Source organism: Vibrio algicola (assembly GCF_009601765.2).
Lineage (GTDB): Bacteria > Pseudomonadota > Gammaproteobacteria > Enterobacterales > Vibrionaceae > Vibrio > Vibrio algicola.
Genome location: NZ_CP045699.1, coordinates 941,324 through 958,102, shown reverse-complemented (window position 1 = coordinate 958,102; position 16,779 = coordinate 941,324). Strand labels below are relative to the sequence as shown.

Genomic DNA, 16,779 nt, shown 5'->3' with positions numbered 1-16,779 from the left:
TAAGTTAAAAGTGCATTTCATCTGTTACATGGTGATTATGCGACAAATTCTGATTATGCCGATTGATAGATTTCAGCTTCCAGTTCATTTACAGCTTCAAGGTAAGCTTGTTTGCCACCAAATCCTTTTTTGATTATTTCAAGTGGTCTACCCATTTCATCGAATGGTTTTACTTTTAATACATGAATATTTTCGATTTCTGTCACACCTTCATCGGCGTATTTGTCGAGTAAATTACTCAAAACAACTTGTGCGGTTTCACCATACTTAGTGAAGTAGTTACGCTTTTTGACATTTTCTGCACGTTCTTTACGGGTTAGCATTGGCATGTCGTAAGCAACGTGGCAAATCATGTCGAACGGATCCATGTCTTTACCGACTTCCTCTTCTAACGCTTGCCAAATAATGCCTTCTTCGGCTAGTTCGTCAATGATGGCTTGTTTGCGGTCGGCGTCTTGCCATTTTTTGGTAAAGTCATTTAATGAGGTAAATTGCTTAGCGATGGTTTTACGGGTGTAGTCTTTAAAGGATTCTGTCACCAGTTTGCCGTCGGTATCGTAGTATTGAACCCTTTCGGCTAAGGCTTTTACTTGTACACCATTGACATGATATTTACGGATTTTTTCTTCATCGGTCCAATCATCGCCACCGGTTGTATTGGTTGGATCATTATCACCAGAAGGTGTACCGAACGGCGCATCTGGTTCATGGATTGAATCGGGGTCAATATCATCACCGAATGGGTAGTCAGCATCAATGATATCTTCTGGATCAACACCATCAACAATATCCGTTATACCTTCTGGATTATCAAAGTCTTCGGGTTTGGTCACTTTAATGCGTTCCGGTTCTCCATCGAATTTTTCATCGGCAAAAAGTTCGGTCGCTTTTTTAAAATCTAAAATCGTGAACCAAAGTTTGCCGTATTTATCATTTATGCGAGTTCCACGGCCAATGACTTGCTTAAATTTAGTCATGGATTGAATACCTTGATCCAATACTACTAATTTACAAGTTTGAGCATCGACTCCGGTTGTCATTAACTCCGATGTAGTGGCAATAACTGGGTATTTCCTTTTCGGATTGATAAAATTGTCTAATTGAGCCTTTCCAATCTCATCATCACCAGTAATTTTCATGACGTACTTTTCGTTTTTCGCCATTTGCTCTGGGTTTAAATTGACTAAAGCGCGGCGCATACGTTCTGCGTGATCGATGTCGTTACAAAACACGATGGTTTTTGCCATAGGATCGGTGCGCTTTAGATAGTTGGTGATGGTTTGTGCGACAAGGTCGGTTCGTTCGTCAATTACCATGGTGCGATCAAAATCTTTTTGGTTATAAATACGGTCTTCAATAATGTTGCCGTCTTTATCTGTTTGTCCTTTGCGCGGTCGCCAACCTTGAACATCTACATCTATATCAACACGCACCACTTTATAAGGCGCTAAAAAACCATCTTCAATGCCTTGCTTTAATGTATAGCTGTAGACTGGGTCGCCAAAGTATTCGATATTAGAGACTTCGTCGGTTTCTTTTGGTGTCGCGGTTAAGCCAACCTGAGAGGCTGAACTGAAATATTCTAAAATTTCTCGCCATGCACTTTCTTCTGATGCACTACCACGGTGGCATTCGTCAATCACGATGAGATCAAAGAAATCTGGATCGACTTGTTTATAGGCTTTTTGACTTTCTTCTGGGCCCGTTAAGGCTTGGTATAAGGCTAAGTGAATTTCATAAGCGGGATCGACCGTTCGGCCTGTCACTTTGGTCATGGCGGGACCGAAAGGTTGAAAGTCATTGGTTTTGGTTTGATCGACCAAAATGTTCCTATCGGCAAGAAACAAGATGCGTTTCTTAGCTTTGGACTTCCATAAACGCCAGATGATTTGAAAGGCTGTATAGGTTTTACCCGTGCCAGTTGCCATTACCAATAATACGCGATCTTGACCCGACGCAATGGCTTCTACGGTTTTATTTATAGCTTGAAGCTGATAATAACGAGGTGACTTGCCGCTGCCATCATCATGGTAGTCTTGAGTAATAACCGGCAGGTGTTCCGTTTTATACCCTTTCCAGATACAAAACTTCTCCCAAAGTTGTGCCGGCGTTGGAAAATCTTCTAACTGAATTTCGGTTTCTAATTGGCTGAGATTTGTTTTATCATGGAAGATAAAGCCATCACCATTGGAAGCAAAAATAAATGGTACTTCAAGTAAGTTGGCATAATCTAGACCTTGCTGCATACCTTTGCCAACTTCATGCTTATTCGCTTTTGCCTCTATAACCGCAAGCGGCATACTCGGTTTATGGTAAAGAACAATATCGGCTGATTTTACTTTTTTACGCGCAGCAGCTTGACCTCGAACAATCACTTTTCCATCACGCAACTTCACCTCTTGGCGAATTTGCGTCATATCATCCCAACCCGCTTGTTTAACAGCTGGTAGAATAAACTTTGTAATGATATCTGTTTCTGAAAGTTTACTTTTGTTAATGCTTGTGGTCATACGCTTAGCTCGACATTCCTTTAGTGCTATGAATATAACCGATTTATGTATTAAAACCGAATAGTTATAAATCACACTATGAGTAAGCTCTGATATTTATTACGTTGTAGTATTGATAAGAATAAAAAACTCAAACGCCTCGATCATCAATATTGGTACTTGAATACTCAATAACCGTTGATAAGGCGTTAATTTTGCCTAATAACCGAGCCGATTTGTCACTCGTTTGTACTATCAACCCCTGCAATACACTCTTATGTTTAGGCAAGCGACTTATTAGAGTTTTATACTCATCCACTTCCCCTAGAACAATCGCTAAGTCTGTTTCAGCTTTCGCTTTTTCGTCATCAAGTTCAGCTAGTATAGGATTATCTTGAAAGATGGTATTTAGCCCGTTCAATTCAAAATTTGATTCTTTTAAATAAAGCGCACCTAATTTTTTAAATCGTCGGTGTCGCTGAAAACCATATGATCGAAGCCTGCCTAAAGTTTCTAACCGACAAACATTACGGTAAACATATTGGTATGTTTTTTTTCGAACATCAAAACTTGAATCTTTCAACATCAAAAGGTTAACAACATCTCTAACAGTAAAGTCACTCATCTCATTTTCGATCAAAAACTTACGAATAAAATCTTTTTCTTTTTTCATCACTGACCTATTCAAATAATCCAAACAACAAAACTTAGGATTGCTAAGTATACAAAATTAAGTAAAACTTAGACAATCTAAGTTATCGATAGGACAAAAAAAAGATGCCTCAGTGCAAAAAGACAACCCAATCCCAGCGAGGCTCAAAGCTGCTCGTAAAAAAGCCAAAATCACCCAAAAAAACCTTGGGGTAAAAATTGGTATGGAAGAAAGTTCAGCAAGTGGGCGAATGAACCATTACGAAAAAGGTAGACATATACCTGATATAGGTACCTTGCGCCGTATGGCGGAGGAGCTTGATGTACCGCTTAATTACTTCTTTTGTGATGATGATGTCATGGCGGAATTGGTGTGTGCGATCAATAAATTGAGTGATAATGATAAGTTGGATCTGATCGATACATTGAAGAAAAAAAGCAATGTTTAAACTTTTAATCCACTTTTTGTTAATAAGAGATTTAATGGCAGCGCATCTGTAAAACGAGGACTGATAATTTTCTCTTCATCCTTGATTGCAAATGCGTTGTATCTTGTTGGTTCAGCTAACTCGGTAATTTTTATAGATTCAGGATGTTCGAATGGATTTTTTTCAGTTCTAAATTGCGGACATTTAAGGTTAAGTGTTTTCGTTAACACCTCTACATCAACCGTTTCTTTTTTAAGCTCAAAGCTCATTAACATCGCATCTTCTAAAAAATGCTTTAATGCTCGAAACTCCCCTCTACAAATCGAAAATAAAGCTAGCGCTACTTCTTGCTTATGCAATTCAGGAGATAGCTCAAATCCCATTCGTTCCGATAAACCTTTAAGCAAACGCACAAAATGCGCTCTATTTTTACTCAGTTTAAAGTACGTCAACTCTCGACGCCAAGTTAAGCGAGAATTCCACTGTGGTTCCTCTGCAAGTAAATGCGAATACGGCATTCCAACTAAAACAAAAGAAACGCCAGCTTCTTCACTAATAAACTTAAACATATTAGCTATAGCTTGACGCTCTTTTGCCGATGAAAACTCTATAAGCTCTTGAACCTCGTTAACAATAATCAATTCGGTTTGCTTTCGCTTTAACTGTACAACAACAGATTCAGCTAGGGCTAAGTCATTCTTATTACGCGCACCTCGTCCGCTAGATTGGGTATTCAAATCCTTCAGCAGTTGTAACATTGTGCTTTGCTCATTAACTTTCGGAGGTATCCGTGTGCTAAGAATGGGTTGAATAGAAAATGATGTCTTTGAATGAGCTTGTTGTTTACGTAAGTAATTATTAATTAAAGCTGTTTTTCCACTTCCTGTTTCGCCAGTTATCAAAAATGATTCTTGTTCACCACCAAGAGACTTATTAAGGCGCATACGATCAAATATGCGGTATATTTCTGAAATTTCTGGGTATTCAATAAAACAGGTTCGAAAGTCTGATATTTGTCTTTTCTGAATGTCGGTAAGCATCAACATCAATAACCCTCAATATCGTCAAATTCGTCATTCCAATCAACCGTTTCAATAATCATCTCCGGTTTTAACTTAATTGGTGTCTGGTTAGTCGCGCTGGTTGATACCGTCGTTGGGCCATCACTCCCTACATCATGGTATTTGGCTAGTTTTGAAGTGCTACCTACCTTCGCATTACTTGCCTTTTTATTCGAACTACGATTAATTTCAGATTGGATACGGTCTTCTATATATAGACGTGATTCCGCTAAACTAATCTCATCAACACTAAAGCGCGTATTCAGTTTACGAATTCGTTCTATCACTTTATGCTGAAATAGACTTAATCCATTGGTATAACCAGTATTATCGACGACTGGAACTCTGATGTAACGAGACTCGTTTTCTAAATAAACATAAATGTAACTAAGATCCATTGGGTCTGTTTTAGTTTTGACGAATAACTTTTCAGATGTATCTAATGCATTATTTTTTCGGTATTCAATCAACTCTTCTGACTGATACCTCATGTTATACAATCGAATCCCCCCTAATGCGATGGTTCGATGATTTAACGGGCCTAACTCTACTTTAAGCTGTTCTTGTTCATGGTCTTTATATTCTATCGGTCGAAATTTTGACTCATTCCAGCGGTGGATCGGTACTCCATTTTCTCGCGCATCGGGGGACTGATGATAAATATCGATGATCCATTTATGTAGAAGCTCTAAAAATACACTAACCTGCACTATTGCATCTTTTTTCGGGTTGTAGTCTTTCAGCTGCTCAATACGAGAAAAAGTTTTTCCGGGAAATTTGTTAATTAATCCCTTATTCAATTTATCATAAAGCTTTTCTACGCCTGATTTCTCCCATGGTTTTCCGGCTTTTGTGTATAGAATATTTGAAACCAATGGCCGCAATGCATCTTCTAGATCACCACTCCAAAATTCTGCACCATTATCAACGACAAGGTTTTGTATCTTTCCGTGGCATGGCCACTCATTGGTAATGAACGGATACTTATCTTTCACCCAATCCTTTTCTAAAACAGTATTCAAAATAGCTTTACGCACGGAGTTATAGCTAGGTTCACGAAAATTAACACTCAATCCAACGATGCACTTACTGTATCTATCATAAAGCGTCGTGAGATATGGCCGCCCTAATGGAAACTCTTTTTCATCATCAATTAAAATTACATCAGCAGGAGAGTGGTCAATTTCGACGTATTCCATTGGCATCGTTGCAGGTATAAATTGACCTACTGAGCGATATTTCCTATCGGCATAACGCTTACCAAACCTTGCTAAATCAACGTCGTACGGCGCTAATGAATTAATGCGATTATAAAATGATCGTTGACTGAGTAATTCTATGCTTCCGGTGACTATTGATTTATTCGCTACAATCACTAAAGATTTATAATATAAATAAGCATCCGCAACACTCACTCTTTCTTTTGTTAAATATTTTTCAGTGATCGCTTTATCAAGATACTTTTGCGAATCATTATTTTTACCTCGTCGGCCTTTCAATGCATGCTTAGGCACTAATGCATGAACCGACTTTCCTGAGTCATAGTATTCTTTTTTCCAGTTAACGAGAGTGCGCCAACTAGGCGCTGGTAACGGGAGAGTAGATGATGCTTCAATAAGCAGATTTGATAAGTTTTTTTGAGTCCATCCACCATCAATGCGGGATTCGATAAATCGAATATAAGAGAGGCGTTTTTGGATTTCATCCTGAATAACTTGAGTATATGAATCGATTGTTTTTTGTGGCTGATATGCATCTTTTTCAAATAAATTCGTCAATTCATTTTCAGCGGATTTTAAGTCTTCATTCTGCTCAAATTCATCAAAAAAACTATTAAGCTCATCGAAATCCATAACGGTTAACACCAAACATGTGTATCAAGCGATATATCGGCCGATTTTAAGTCTGTATTTAGCTTCCCCTGCGAAAGCCAAGTTAATGTACCCGACAAGGTATCCACCTCTGAAATCCCTAATAGCCTTGAGATATCATGCAGTTGTATTCTCTGGCTTTTTTGAACAATTTTTAAAATCTCATATTGAATATCAGATACGGTTTGAAGACCAGAATAGCGGTGCAACAACTTTAAATTATTCAAAATGGGGTTTATGCGAATTTGTTTTTCGGTAATTAGAATGAGTTTTTTATTGAAGTGTTCAAGTGATAATTGCTGTTTTGCAGAAAATCGACGTCTAAAGTCAGGGTTATGGATTTTAGAGGAATGTTTTACTTCAATGAACGTTTCAACTCCATCATAATTAACTATATTAAAATCAGGAGTATAGCGACATTGGCGATCATTGAAACTGTAATAAAAACCTTTCGGCTGAGAAGTAAATTTTTCTATATCAGGGGAGTATTCTAAATGGAAGCACATGTCTAATTCTAGTATCGACATGGTACGAACGACAGCATTGTTCTTCAAACTCATAAATTTTGAGAGATTATGAACATGGGAGGATTTTTTTGTTTGATCAAACATATTGAAGTCCGTTTTGTTGTAAACTTACAACTAAACATAGACTATGCAGACTTCTCTTGCAAATATGCAAACTACTTTGCAATTTATGCAGACTTATGTTGCAAACATCAGAAGGGTGGAAGCCCCAGCCACATCCCGGCACACACGTCATCCGCTGTGGCTGCTGCCTTCCGGCTCTGACCAAGTTCACGAACTAGTATTGCGGGAGGACCAGGACCTCCATTGATTCTATCCTCTAAAGGTTAAAATTTCTTTCTTCCTAAAGAGTGCGGTGATTATGTCGGATAGCGTAGGGCAATGCAAGTCGAATTTTGCTTCAATAAACTGTTTGCACAACTTTTCAACAATCCCCCTACTCTCTCATGTATTCAAATTAAATCACGCTTGATTCTGTTTGTTTTTATACATTTCCACATCTGCTAAATGTAGCACTTCATCAATAGGTAAATTTATTGCTCTCGGCATCGAAAACCCAAGTGAAGCGTTTACTTGTACAAAATGCTCACCACTTTCCGATAAAAAATCAAACGCAAGTATCGGTTCCAGTAATGTTTGCAATTCAGCCTCGGTCACCATGCCAATCAATACGAATTCATCCCCCCCTAAACGAAATGAATGAGCCCGCCAGTGAGTCAATATCCGTTGTGAAATTTGCTTTAGTACCTCATCGCCAACTTGGTGGCCATACGTATCATTAATGTGTTTAAATTTATTCACATCGAGATAAACCACTGTTTTGTTAGCTGGTATTCCGCGAGAGTATTTTTGATATAAAGCGCGCCGATTTTTTAGTTTGGTTAAGTTATCGGTAGTTGATTGGCGGTGGACATACCAAATCACGGAAGATAAAAAGACCGTATTAAAGATCAAAATCCACAAAACACTTGATTCGATTTTTGTTCTTTTTGCGTCATTGCACGCCAATCTGGTTGAACATCGTATTTATTGATGATCGGCGTAGTATCAACCAAATTAATCGCCAAAGTAAATAAATCGGCCAGTTTTTTGCCTTTTTCAGTTTTGACAAAAGCAAAGCCTAATTCTGAGCGATGGAAACTGCCAATCAAAGCGTCTTCAACAATGGGTAGCATTGCGTCATTGCCTTGTTGCATTTTATTGAAGTTTTGCTTATTGAGTATGGCGTAATCTGTTTTTCCAGCCAGTAATGATTTAATTTGTTCATCACGAGATCGTAATCGATAGAGTTTCTTTTGCGGTAACATGTCGGTTAAAAGATGATCGTAATAATCGCCTTTTATTACGCTTATTCTTTCGACTATCATTTCAGAGACATTTTTATATGTTCCTTCTTTATAACCTTCACGCTTTACTGCAATTGCTTCTGGTAAAAAGTATTCTTGGCTAAAATACATTGCTTTTTTTCGACTTGCAGTAAAGGTTACTGGCCCAAGAATATCAATTTTTTTATTGCGTAAATCGGCATACATATCATCCCAAGCTTCGTTAGCATGACTGATGATGTTGCATTGAAGATCTAGGATTTTACAGGCCTTATTTAGAATATCGGCCGAGATACCATACACACTGCCGTCTTTGGCATATTGTGAAAATTGAATTAAATTTTCAAACTTCACTTTGATCGGCGTATTTCGGTCAATTCCAGCTTCTGTTACGGCTTTTCTTAATGCTTGTTGACGAATTTCAAATTGGTAGCTTTCGATTGAGGTTCGCAGTTTTTTCTGCATGTCTGGAGTATGGACATAGGCTTTGTTGCGTAATTCGATGGAACTAAATGTGAAACTGACGATCAGATCGTTTACTCCCCACTAAACCATCGAAATGCATCGAGTGAAAAAGCTATTGGGCGGAACACTCAGCTTAAGAAATTATAATGCCCAAGTTGGGGAAGCTTACGCAATGATCAAAGCTTTAAATAAACTAACAGGGCTAGGTATGCCTAAAACTTACCGAATTGATTGAAATAATACCATTCTAGTGTTGTCACCTCTAAATTTTAATTACGCAACAAAGCCGGTTACGGGTTGAGTCATTTGATGTTGAAGACTGTTGGTGACAGACTCTGGAGCAACAGCACTTATGCTTTGAAAACTGATAAAAACAAAAAATAAGCATAAGTATCGAAACAAACCTAACTCCCAAAATAAAATGCCAAAATAGCCATCATGTGTTTATATAATATAGGGTATGACACACTAAGCCAATCAAACATTAATCATCAAAGGTAAATAAGCGGTGACACCATTCGAACAACAAGTCTATTTTGTGTTAAATCAGATCCCTAAAGGGAAAGTGACAACTTACGGTAGCGTAGCCAAAATGGCCGGTTTTCCAGACTATGCTCGCCATGTGGGTAAATTATTGGCCAACCTTCCCGCTGACAGTACATTACCTTGGTTTAGGGTAGTTAATAGCCAAGGGCGAATATCATTAAAAGGCTCAGATTTAGACAGGCAAAAAGCCCACTTACTCAATGATGGTGTGCAAGTGAGCTTCGAAGGAAAGGTAAAACTTAAACTGTATTTATGGCGACCAGAGTAACATCCAACGAGGAAGTTTTATTTAACGCCAACCAGCATTAATTGTACTGATTGGGTTTGATTGCTATCGGTGATCACGCGGTAGGCGGTGTCGGTGGTAAAGCGTAATTTACCATTAAGGGCGATTTTAGCTCGAACCACATAAGTATGATTTTGCAAAATTTTGTTGTTATCAAAATCGAGTTTAAAGTTAAATGGCACTTGCTTTCCACCAGTAATCATCGATTCGGTGGCAATAATATCGGCTTTTTTATCTGCGATGGAGACATCTTCCAGTGTCACCGTTAGAACCGCTGTTTCAGGCAAGGATAAACGCTCACGATAAGCAACCGTACCAACAATACTTTCTAGCATAATAGGTTTTCCAACTTGCGCAGCTTGTGCCGGTGTTTCTTGAGTATCGATTGTCGGTGAGCTACTGCAACCCGCCAACCATGATGCACAGATTATTGATGAAACTAACATTACTGACTTTTTCATACACTTCCTTATCTAGTTTTTGCTAACTCAATGTCGGTTACTCTTGTAATTTAAAGCAACTCAAGCTAATAATTTGACAATACAATACGGAGGACAGATGAGCAATCAATTACAAGAATTACTCAATCTTCATCAATTAGAACAATTGGATGTTGGGCTATTTCGTGGCCAATGCGAAAATTTAGGCTTACCCCAAGTTTATGGCGGGCAAGTTATTGGGCAGGCGTTATCTGCTGCGGCCGAAACGGTTGCAAAAGATCGCTATGTGCATTCTTTTCATAGCTATTTTTTGCACCCTGGCGATATTAATCACCCGATTATTTACGATGTCGAAACATTGCGAGATGGTCGCAGCCTGTCCACTCGTCGAGTTAAAGCAGTCCAACACGGTCGCCCTATTTTTTACCTGACAGCTTCGTATCAAGCGCCGACTGAAGGACTTGAACATCAACAGGTCATTATGCCTGAGGTCGAAGGACCTGAAGGCTTGCCAAGCGAAACCGATCTTGCCAAAGATTTACTCAAGCATTTACCGGAAAGTATTCAACGCACGTTTTGCAGTGAAAAGCCGATTGAGGTTCGTCCAGTGATCATGAATAACCCGATGCAACCGAGCACCTTACCGGGAAAACAATATTTATGGATCAAAGCCAACGGAAAACTATCCGATAATCCTGATATTCATCAATATTTACTGAGCTACGCTTCTGATTGGGGATTTTTAGTGACAGCGTTATTTCCACACGGAGTATCACTGCTTACGCCTAAATTTCAAGTCGCCACTATCGATCATTCAATGTGGTTTCATCGTCCCTTTAGAATGGATGAGTGGTTACTATATAGTATCGATAGCCCAACCAGCAGTAACACTCGCGGCTTAGTGAGAGGCGAAATTTACGATCAACAAGGTCATTTAGTCGCCACTGCTGTTCAAGAAGGTGTGATGCGTTTTCGTGATTAAAATTAAAAATCAGACCATTTATTAAGGAAGATATTCATGAGTGTCGATAGAGAATGGATCAACCAAGCTATCACCAAAATTGAAGCCGATGTACAGCGTTCGGCTGATACCCATTTGTTTAAATTAGATATTCCGCATCTAAGTGGCATAGATATTTATTTAAAAGATGAAAGTACCCATCCAACGGGTTCGCTGAAACATCGGCTCGCACGTTCTTTGTTTTTATTTGCGCTTTCTAACGGTTGGATTGGTCCTAAAACCACCATTATTGAATCCTCATCGGGCAGCACGGCGGTATCGGAGGCGTATTTCGCCCGTTTATTAGGCGTTCCCTTTATTGCCGTTATGCCAAAAACCACCGCTAAGAAGAAAATTGAACAAATTGAATTTTATGGTGGGCAAGCACATTTAGTCGAACGTTCTGATCAAATTTATGCTGAGTCTCGCCGTTTAGCCTCCGAGTTAAACGGTCATTATATGGACCAATTTACTTACGCAGAACGTGCTACCGATTGGCGTGGTAACAACAATATTGCAGACAGTATTTTTGATCAAATGCGTTTGGAGCCGCACCCTATTCCAACGTGGGTGGTGATGAGTCCCGGTACCGGTGGTACATCCGCCACCATTGGTCGTTTCTTGCGCTATAAAAAACACGCGACCAAGTTATGCGTGGTGGATCCAGAAAACTCGGTATTTCACGATTATTATAAAAGCGGCGATCTGACTTTAACCATAGATAACGGCAGTAAAATTGAAGGTATCGGTCGCCCACGAGTAGAGCCAAGCTTTATTCCTGGGGTGATTGATGAAATGCGCACCATCCCCGATGCAGCCAGTATTGCCACCATTCATTGGCTTGAACCTATCCTTGGCCGTAAAGTTGGCCCTTCGACCGGCACCAATTTATATGGGGTGTTGAACATCGCCAATGAGATGAAAAGTCGCGGAGAAACCGGCTCAATTGTGACTTTAATCTGCGACAGCGGTGAGCGCTATTTAGATTGCCATTACAACCCTCAATGGATAGAAGATAATATTGACGATCTCACCCCTTACTTTCAAGTGTTAAAAGATATCACCAAACTCTAAAAAATGTCAGACCGTTCTTTCCTATAATAAAAAACCAGACAGTCATTCAGCTTTGTCTGGTTTTTTGCCCCCTACTTATTAACGTTTTAAAGCACTCAACCATGCCCCGGACGCGATTTAGTGTCTTTATTTAATTCTTGCGCTAACAAGGCTTCAACATGGCCTGGTGAATGGGTTTTGATCGAGATAATGCGATACATTTGCGGGATCACAAATAAGGTCACTATGGTTGCAAAGCTCATTCCAAATAATACGACAGTGCCTACTGCTACTCGGCTTTCATAACCGGCACCAGTGGAGAACACCAAGGGTAAGGATCCGGCAATGGTGGTAAAGGCGGTCATTAATATCGGGCGTAAACGACGTGCAGAAGCATCAATAATCGCTTTTTCAAATTCAATTCCACGGTCGCGTAATTGATTCGCAAATTCAACGATCAAAATACCGTTTTTAGTCACCATACCGATTAACATGATCATGCCAATTTGACTGTAAATATTCAGCCCTTGATGCATAAAATACAACCCTAAGAAGCCGCCGAACACCCCCATAGGAACAGTAAACATCACCACCAGCGGATTAATAAAGCTTTCAAATTGCGCCGCCAACACCAAATAGGCCACTAATAACGCCAGCGCAAAAATGATAAAAATACTCGATTGGTTTTCTTTGAAATCTTTCGACTCGCCTGAATAAGAAACCGAAATATCACTTGGCAGTTTATCTATCGCTTGTTGATCGAGATAATCTAAGGCTTGTCCTAGGGTATAGCCAGGCGCTAAGTTGGCACTTAAGGTGACCGATTTTTGTTTGTTTTTATGCGACAAACGGTTGGCGGAGGCAATTTCTTCAATATGGGTCACGGTATCTAAGGTGACTAGTTCGCCTTTATCGGTGCGCAGATAAATCTTGCTTAAATCGTTGACGTTATTAAAGCTGTTTTCATCACCACGTAAATACACATCGTATTCTTCGCCGCGCTCAAGGTAAGTGGTTTCGGTGCTGCCACCTAACATCACCTCTAATGTATCGGCAATTTCACTCACGCTAACCCCCAGCTCGGCGGCGCGTTGCTTATCGACACTAACCACTAACTCTGGTGTTTTCTCAGAGTAATCAAGATCGACACCGGTGATCACGCCGTCATGCTCTGCCTGATGTTGCAGGGTTTCCGCCCATTTCGACAGCTCTTTATAATCGGAACCACTTAATACAAATTGCACCGGATTATCCGAGCCCCCTCTAAAGCCAGGCATCATTGGCCACACTCGCACATCGGTGATCCCCGATAATGCTTTTCGCACCATACCTAATGCTTGCAGCGCCGTCACATCACGTTTATTCCAATCTTCCAGCACCATGATCACAAAACCGGTTTCATCTCCGGCTCTGCCGCCAAATGCCGGTGCATCGACACTAAATGATTTTAAGATCCCTTGCCTAACTAATGGTTGTAAACGTTTTTCAACCTCAGTCATGTTCAAGCTCATGCGGTTAAAACTGGTGGCATCTGCACCTTTTACAAACGCAAATAACACCCCTTTATCTTCTTGTGGCGCTAATTGTGATGGCACTAAGCTCATCAAAAATGCGCTACCGCCGATACAGGCAATAATTGCGATTGGAGCCATCCAACGGCAACGTATTGCTTTGGTTAACAAGGAACGATAACCACTTTCCATCCGTTGAAAACCCTTCTCCACACAGGTATTAAAGCGATTAGGTTTTACATTGGCGCGCAGTAACTTGCTGCCGAGTACAGGGGTAAGTGTTAATGCAATTAAAGATGAAAACAGCACCGCCATCGACAAGAGTACCGAGAATTCAGTAAACAATAAGCCGACCATGCCATCCATAAAGGAGATAGGCAGAAACACCATCACCAATACTAACGTCGTCGCCATTACCGCAAAACCAACCTCTCGCGTGCCTTTATAAGCGGCAAGTAGTGGAGGCTCGCCTTTTTCTAGGTGATGGAATATATTCTCAACCACCACAATCGCATCATCGACCACCAGACCTATCGCTAAGATCAAGGCCAGCAAGGTGATAAGGTTGATTGAAAAGCCAAAATAATACGCCGCCATAAAGGCTGAAATTAACGACACTGGGACGGTAACCGCGGGGATCAATGTGGCGCGAAGTTGTCCTAAGAAAATATACAACACCAAAATAACCAAGCCAGCGGTCACAAATAAGGTGCTATACACTTCTCCAATGGAACGTTCGATAAAAATGGTCGCATCATATTCAATTTTTAAATGAGTCCCTTTGGGTAAGAATTTTTGAATATTATCGACTTCGGTGCGAACTTTTTTGGCCACATCCAGTGGGTTAGCATCGGTTTGAGTGATAATCCCCATACTCACGCCAACTTCGCCATCGCTCTTGTACATCGAGCTTTCATTTTTGGCGCCTAGATACACTTTCGCCACATCTTTTAAGTATATTGGATGGCCATCACTGCTTTTGTGAATAGAGAGATAATTAAAATCCTCGGTAGTTAGATAGTTACGTGTGGTTCGCACCGTCATTGAGGTGGTGTCATTACGCACTTCACCACTTGGGTTCTCGACGTTTTCTCGATTCAGCGCATCAGAAATATCGGATGTCGTCACTCCAAGTCCCGCCATTGCAGTCGGATCGAGCTTCACATACATCACCTTGTCTAAACCGCCACTGATATCAATCGAGCTCACACCTGAGATCAAACTAAACCTGTCCAATAATACTCGGTTGATATAATCGGTCAGCTGGATCCTATCCATGCGATTTGAAGTTAGATTGATATGAATCGCGGCATCACCGGATCCATTATCTTTTGATACAATCGGATCATCAGCTTCATCAGGCAATCCACGTTGCGCGCGTGCGATAGCATCACGCACATCACTTACCCCTGTAGTTAAGTCATAGCCAAGATCAAAGGTGACTTGAATACGAGAGCTGCCATTACGAGAAACCGAATTGATATCATCAATGCCACTGATCCCCGATAACTGATCTTCTAAAATGGTGGTGACTTGGCTTTCCATGATACTGGCGGAAGCCCCGTCATAACTGGTCGAAATTGACACCACAGGATTAGAAATATCCGGCATTTCACGCACGGCAAGTTTGGTAAATGATACATAACCAAATACGCACAGTAATAAACTTAATACAATTGCGACGGTTGGGCGCTTAACCGATACATCAGATAGCCACATTATTTCACTCCTTGTGACTGTTCTGTTTTAACCGCGTCGATTTTAGCATCGTCAGCTTTAAGCTCATTGGTATTAAGATCGGGTTGTTTCAATGTGCCCGATTTAATCATCTTGGTTTCTTCCACTACTTTTACTGCCATGCCATCACGCATATTGACTAAGCCTTTGGTCACCACTTGTTGTCCGACCTTTAAACCTGAATTGACCACAATTTTATCTTCGATTCGATCGCCCAATGTGATCTCAGAACGGATCACTTTGGCAGTTTTAGTCGCCGCATCTGTGGTAATGATATAAACAAAGCGTTTAGTACCGGCGTACTCCATCGCTTGTACCGGAATAATCGGTTTGTGAATAGTGGGAAAATGGATGGTGGCCGACATCAACATACCAGGTTTTAATTTTTGGCCTTTGTTGGGAATATTAACCCGCACTGGCACGCTTAAAGTAGCAGCGTTAACACGAGTATTGATATGCGTTACCTTGCCTGCAAATTGCTCATTCTTCCATGCTCGACTGGTGGTTTTAACCTCCATACCGATTGAAATTTGAGACAGGTATTTTTCTGGTACTTGCAGATCTAAGCGCATATTAGACAGGTTATCTAAGGTGAATAAGTCTTCACCGACTGTCACCATTTTACCGTTACTAAAATCAATAAATCCGATAGTTCCGGCAAAAGGGGCTTTGATTTGCATATAAGACAATTCGGCCGTGGCGGCGTCTAAGCGCGCTTTAGCAATATCGACACTGGCACGTTGCGCATCGAGCTCGGTCTGGGTAATGGCGTTTTTACTGACTAATTTTGAATATTCGCGTTCTTTACGGCGTTCATCAATTAAATAGGCTTTCGCTTCATTAAGCGCTGCTTGGGCTTTGGTTTTATCAATTTCAACTAAACGTTGGCCAGCTTTAACCACCTGATTGGACGTAACGTTAATACGTGAGATTTTCCCCGCCACTTCCGGCTTAATTTCAACCGACTGTTGTCCTTCTAATTTACCCACTAAAGTCAGTGATTGTTGCACATCATGGGCCAAAACAATTTCAGCGCCAACATCGGTGGCTGGGCGTACTGGTTTTTTCTGCGGTGGCGTGGTGCTAGCAAGACAAGAGAGAGACGCGAGAATTGAGACAGCAAGACTAACCGATCGAACGATCTTATGTTTCATATACAAATTCCATTTGATAACTTACTTCTCATTCTATCAGCAGAATTAACCAATATCGTCAATCTATGTAAATTTCATTAGATATGATGTAAGAATTTTTCACTCTCCATCTGTGGTTTATTTGTTTTTTTTAGCCGATTTGCTTAATAAAATACCAATAAATACAGAGGTTGTTCGAAAACTCGGCATTCAATCAATTATTTAAAAAAATACCTTTACAGCTTTTAAGAGTTTG

The 16,779-nt window shown here is 40.3% G+C and carries 14 protein-coding genes, 1 other RNA gene and 1 pseudogene; 5 read left to right on the top strand and 11 right to left on the bottom strand.

The annotated features are described in order from the left end of the window. Positions 1 to 53: 53 nt before the first annotated feature. Together hsdR and GFB47_RS04365 are read right to left on the bottom strand one after the other, a co-directional pair. Positions 54 to 2,510 carry an EcoAI/FtnUII family type I restriction enzme subunit R gene (hsdR, locus tag GFB47_RS04370; protein WP_153446834.1) on the bottom strand — a complete coding sequence of 819 codons (2,457 nt, stop codon included), beginning with the start codon at positions 2,508 to 2,510 and terminating at the stop codon, positions 54 to 56. 130 nt (positions 2,511 to 2,640) lie between these two features. Further along, the gene (locus tag GFB47_RS04365) at positions 2,641 to 3,162 is read right to left on the bottom strand and encodes a hypothetical protein (RefSeq protein ID WP_153446832.1); all 522 of its coding nucleotides are present in this window, start codon (positions 3,160 to 3,162) and stop codon (positions 2,641 to 2,643) included. 112 nt (positions 3,163 to 3,274) lie between these two features. Between GFB47_RS04365 and GFB47_RS04360 the strand changes: the two genes are divergently transcribed. Continuing rightward, positions 3,275 to 3,589, top strand: coding sequence for a helix-turn-helix domain-containing protein (locus GFB47_RS04360; protein WP_153446830.1), 315 nt, complete (start codon positions 3,275 to 3,277; stop codon positions 3,587 to 3,589). On the opposite strand, the gene GFB47_RS04355 is transcribed toward GFB47_RS04360, so the two are convergent. The 6 genes from GFB47_RS04355 to GFB47_RS04330 form a co-directional block, all read right to left on the bottom strand. Further along, complete coding sequence (locus GFB47_RS04355; RefSeq protein ID WP_153446828.1) at positions 3,586 to 4,614, bottom strand: TniB family NTP-binding protein; 1,029 nt, start codon at positions 4,612 to 4,614, stop codon at positions 3,586 to 3,588. The two genes, GFB47_RS04360 and GFB47_RS04355, sit on opposite strands and share 4 nt — an antisense overlap. Continuing rightward, positions 4,614 to 6,482: a Mu transposase C-terminal domain-containing protein gene (locus tag GFB47_RS04350; protein ID WP_153446826.1), complete on the bottom strand. Its 1,869-nt coding sequence runs from the start codon at positions 6,480 to 6,482 to the stop codon at positions 4,614 to 4,616. Before GFB47_RS04350 ends, GFB47_RS04355 begins: the two co-directional genes overlap by 1 nt. A 5-nt stretch (positions 6,483 to 6,487) precedes the next feature. Then, complete coding sequence (locus GFB47_RS04345) at positions 6,488 to 7,111, bottom strand: TnsA endonuclease N-terminal domain-containing protein (protein ID WP_153446824.1); 624 nt, start codon at positions 7,109 to 7,111, stop codon at positions 6,488 to 6,490. Between the two features lie 119 nt (positions 7,112 to 7,230). Beyond that, positions 7,231 to 7,327, bottom strand: an RNA gene (gene ffs / locus GFB47_RS04340) — signal recognition particle sRNA small type. A 162-nt stretch (positions 7,328 to 7,489) separates the two neighbouring features. After that, complete coding sequence (locus tag GFB47_RS04335; protein ID WP_225874306.1) at positions 7,490 to 7,951, bottom strand: GGDEF domain-containing protein; 462 nt, start codon at positions 7,949 to 7,951, stop codon at positions 7,490 to 7,492. 26 nt (positions 7,952 to 7,977) lie between these two features. Then, on the bottom strand, positions 7,978 to 8,817 hold the full coding sequence (locus GFB47_RS04330; protein WP_153446821.1) for a substrate-binding periplasmic protein: 840 nt from the start codon (positions 8,815 to 8,817) through the stop codon (positions 7,978 to 7,980). Positions 8,818 to 8,911: 94 nt separating this feature from the next. On the opposite strand from GFB47_RS04330, the pseudogene GFB47_RS04325 reads away from it, so the two are divergent. Together GFB47_RS04325 and GFB47_RS04320 are read left to right on the top strand one after the other, a co-directional pair. Then, positions 8,912 to 9,052 (top strand): annotated as a pseudogene (locus GFB47_RS04325) (IS5/IS1182 family transposase); the annotation flags it as partial. 273 nt (positions 9,053 to 9,325) lie between these two features. Beyond that, positions 9,326 to 9,631 (top strand): MGMT family protein, encoded by a 306-nt coding sequence (locus tag GFB47_RS04320; RefSeq protein WP_153446819.1) that lies wholly within the window; start codon positions 9,326 to 9,328, stop codon positions 9,629 to 9,631. 17 nt (positions 9,632 to 9,648) lie between these two features. Here the strand turns inward: GFB47_RS04320 and GFB47_RS04315 are convergent, their stop codons facing one another. Next, entirely contained in the window at positions 9,649 to 10,110 is a 462-nt protein-coding gene (locus GFB47_RS04315; RefSeq protein ID WP_153446817.1) for a YbaY family lipoprotein, read from the bottom strand. Between the two features lie 97 nt (positions 10,111 to 10,207). Here GFB47_RS04315 and tesB point away from each other — a divergent pair, with 97 nt between their 5' ends. Both tesB and GFB47_RS04305 read left to right on the top strand, forming a co-directional pair. Further along, positions 10,208 to 11,071, top strand: coding sequence for an acyl-CoA thioesterase II (gene tesB, locus GFB47_RS04310; RefSeq protein WP_153446815.1), 864 nt, complete (start codon positions 10,208 to 10,210; stop codon positions 11,069 to 11,071). Between the two features lie 36 nt (positions 11,072 to 11,107). Continuing rightward, positions 11,108 to 12,163: a PLP-dependent cysteine synthase family protein gene (locus tag GFB47_RS04305; protein ID WP_153446813.1), complete on the top strand. Its 1,056-nt coding sequence runs from the start codon at positions 11,108 to 11,110 to the stop codon at positions 12,161 to 12,163. A gap of 95 nt (positions 12,164 to 12,258) precedes the next feature. Here the strand turns inward: GFB47_RS04305 and GFB47_RS04300 are convergent, their stop codons facing one another. After that, the gene (locus tag GFB47_RS04300) at positions 12,259 to 15,372 is read right to left on the bottom strand and encodes a multidrug efflux RND transporter permease subunit (RefSeq protein WP_153446811.1); all 3,114 of its coding nucleotides are present in this window, start codon (positions 15,370 to 15,372) and stop codon (positions 12,259 to 12,261) included. Continuing rightward, entirely contained in the window at positions 15,372 to 16,544 is a 1,173-nt protein-coding gene (locus GFB47_RS04295) for an efflux RND transporter periplasmic adaptor subunit (protein WP_153446809.1), read from the bottom strand. The genes GFB47_RS04300 and GFB47_RS04295 overlap by 1 nt, the downstream gene beginning before the upstream one ends. Positions 16,545 to 16,779 lie beyond the last annotated feature (235 nt).

What these genes read in the sequence shown, in the direction of transcription:
- hsdR (WP_153446834.1), bottom strand. Translation starts at nt 2,510, where the DNA reads ATGACCACAAGCATTAACAAAAGTAAACTTTCAGAAACAGATATCATT.
- GFB47_RS04365 (WP_153446832.1), bottom strand. Translation starts at nt 3,162, where the DNA reads ATGAAAAAAGAAAAAGATTTTATTCGTAAGTTTTTGATCGAAAATGAG.
- GFB47_RS04355 (WP_153446828.1), bottom strand. Translation starts at nt 4,614, where the DNA reads ATGTTGATGCTTACCGACATTCAGAAAAGACAAATATCAGACTTTCGA.
- GFB47_RS04350 (WP_153446826.1), bottom strand. Translation starts at nt 6,482, where the DNA reads ATGGATTTCGATGAGCTTAATAGTTTTTTTGATGAATTTGAGCAGAAT.
- GFB47_RS04345 (WP_153446824.1), bottom strand. Translation starts at nt 7,111, where the DNA reads ATGTTTGATCAAACAAAAAAATCCTCCCATGTTCATAATCTCTCAAAA.
- GFB47_RS04330 (WP_153446821.1), bottom strand. Translation starts at nt 8,817, where the DNA reads ATGCAGAAAAAACTGCGAACCTCAATCGAAAGCTACCAATTTGAAATT.
- GFB47_RS04315 (WP_153446817.1), bottom strand. Translation starts at nt 10,110, where the DNA reads ATGAAAAAGTCAGTAATGTTAGTTTCATCAATAATCTGTGCATCATGG.
- tesB (WP_153446815.1), top strand. Translation starts at nt 10,208, where the DNA reads ATGAGCAATCAATTACAAGAATTACTCAATCTTCATCAATTAGAACAA.
- GFB47_RS04305 (WP_153446813.1), top strand. Translation starts at nt 11,108, where the DNA reads ATGAGTGTCGATAGAGAATGGATCAACCAAGCTATCACCAAAATTGAA.
- GFB47_RS04300 (WP_153446811.1), bottom strand. Translation starts at nt 15,372, where the DNA reads ATGTGGCTATCTGATGTATCGGTTAAGCGCCCAACCGTCGCAATTGTA.
- GFB47_RS04295 (WP_153446809.1), bottom strand. Translation starts at nt 16,544, where the DNA reads ATGAAACATAAGATCGTTCGATCGGTTAGTCTTGCTGTCTCAATTCTC.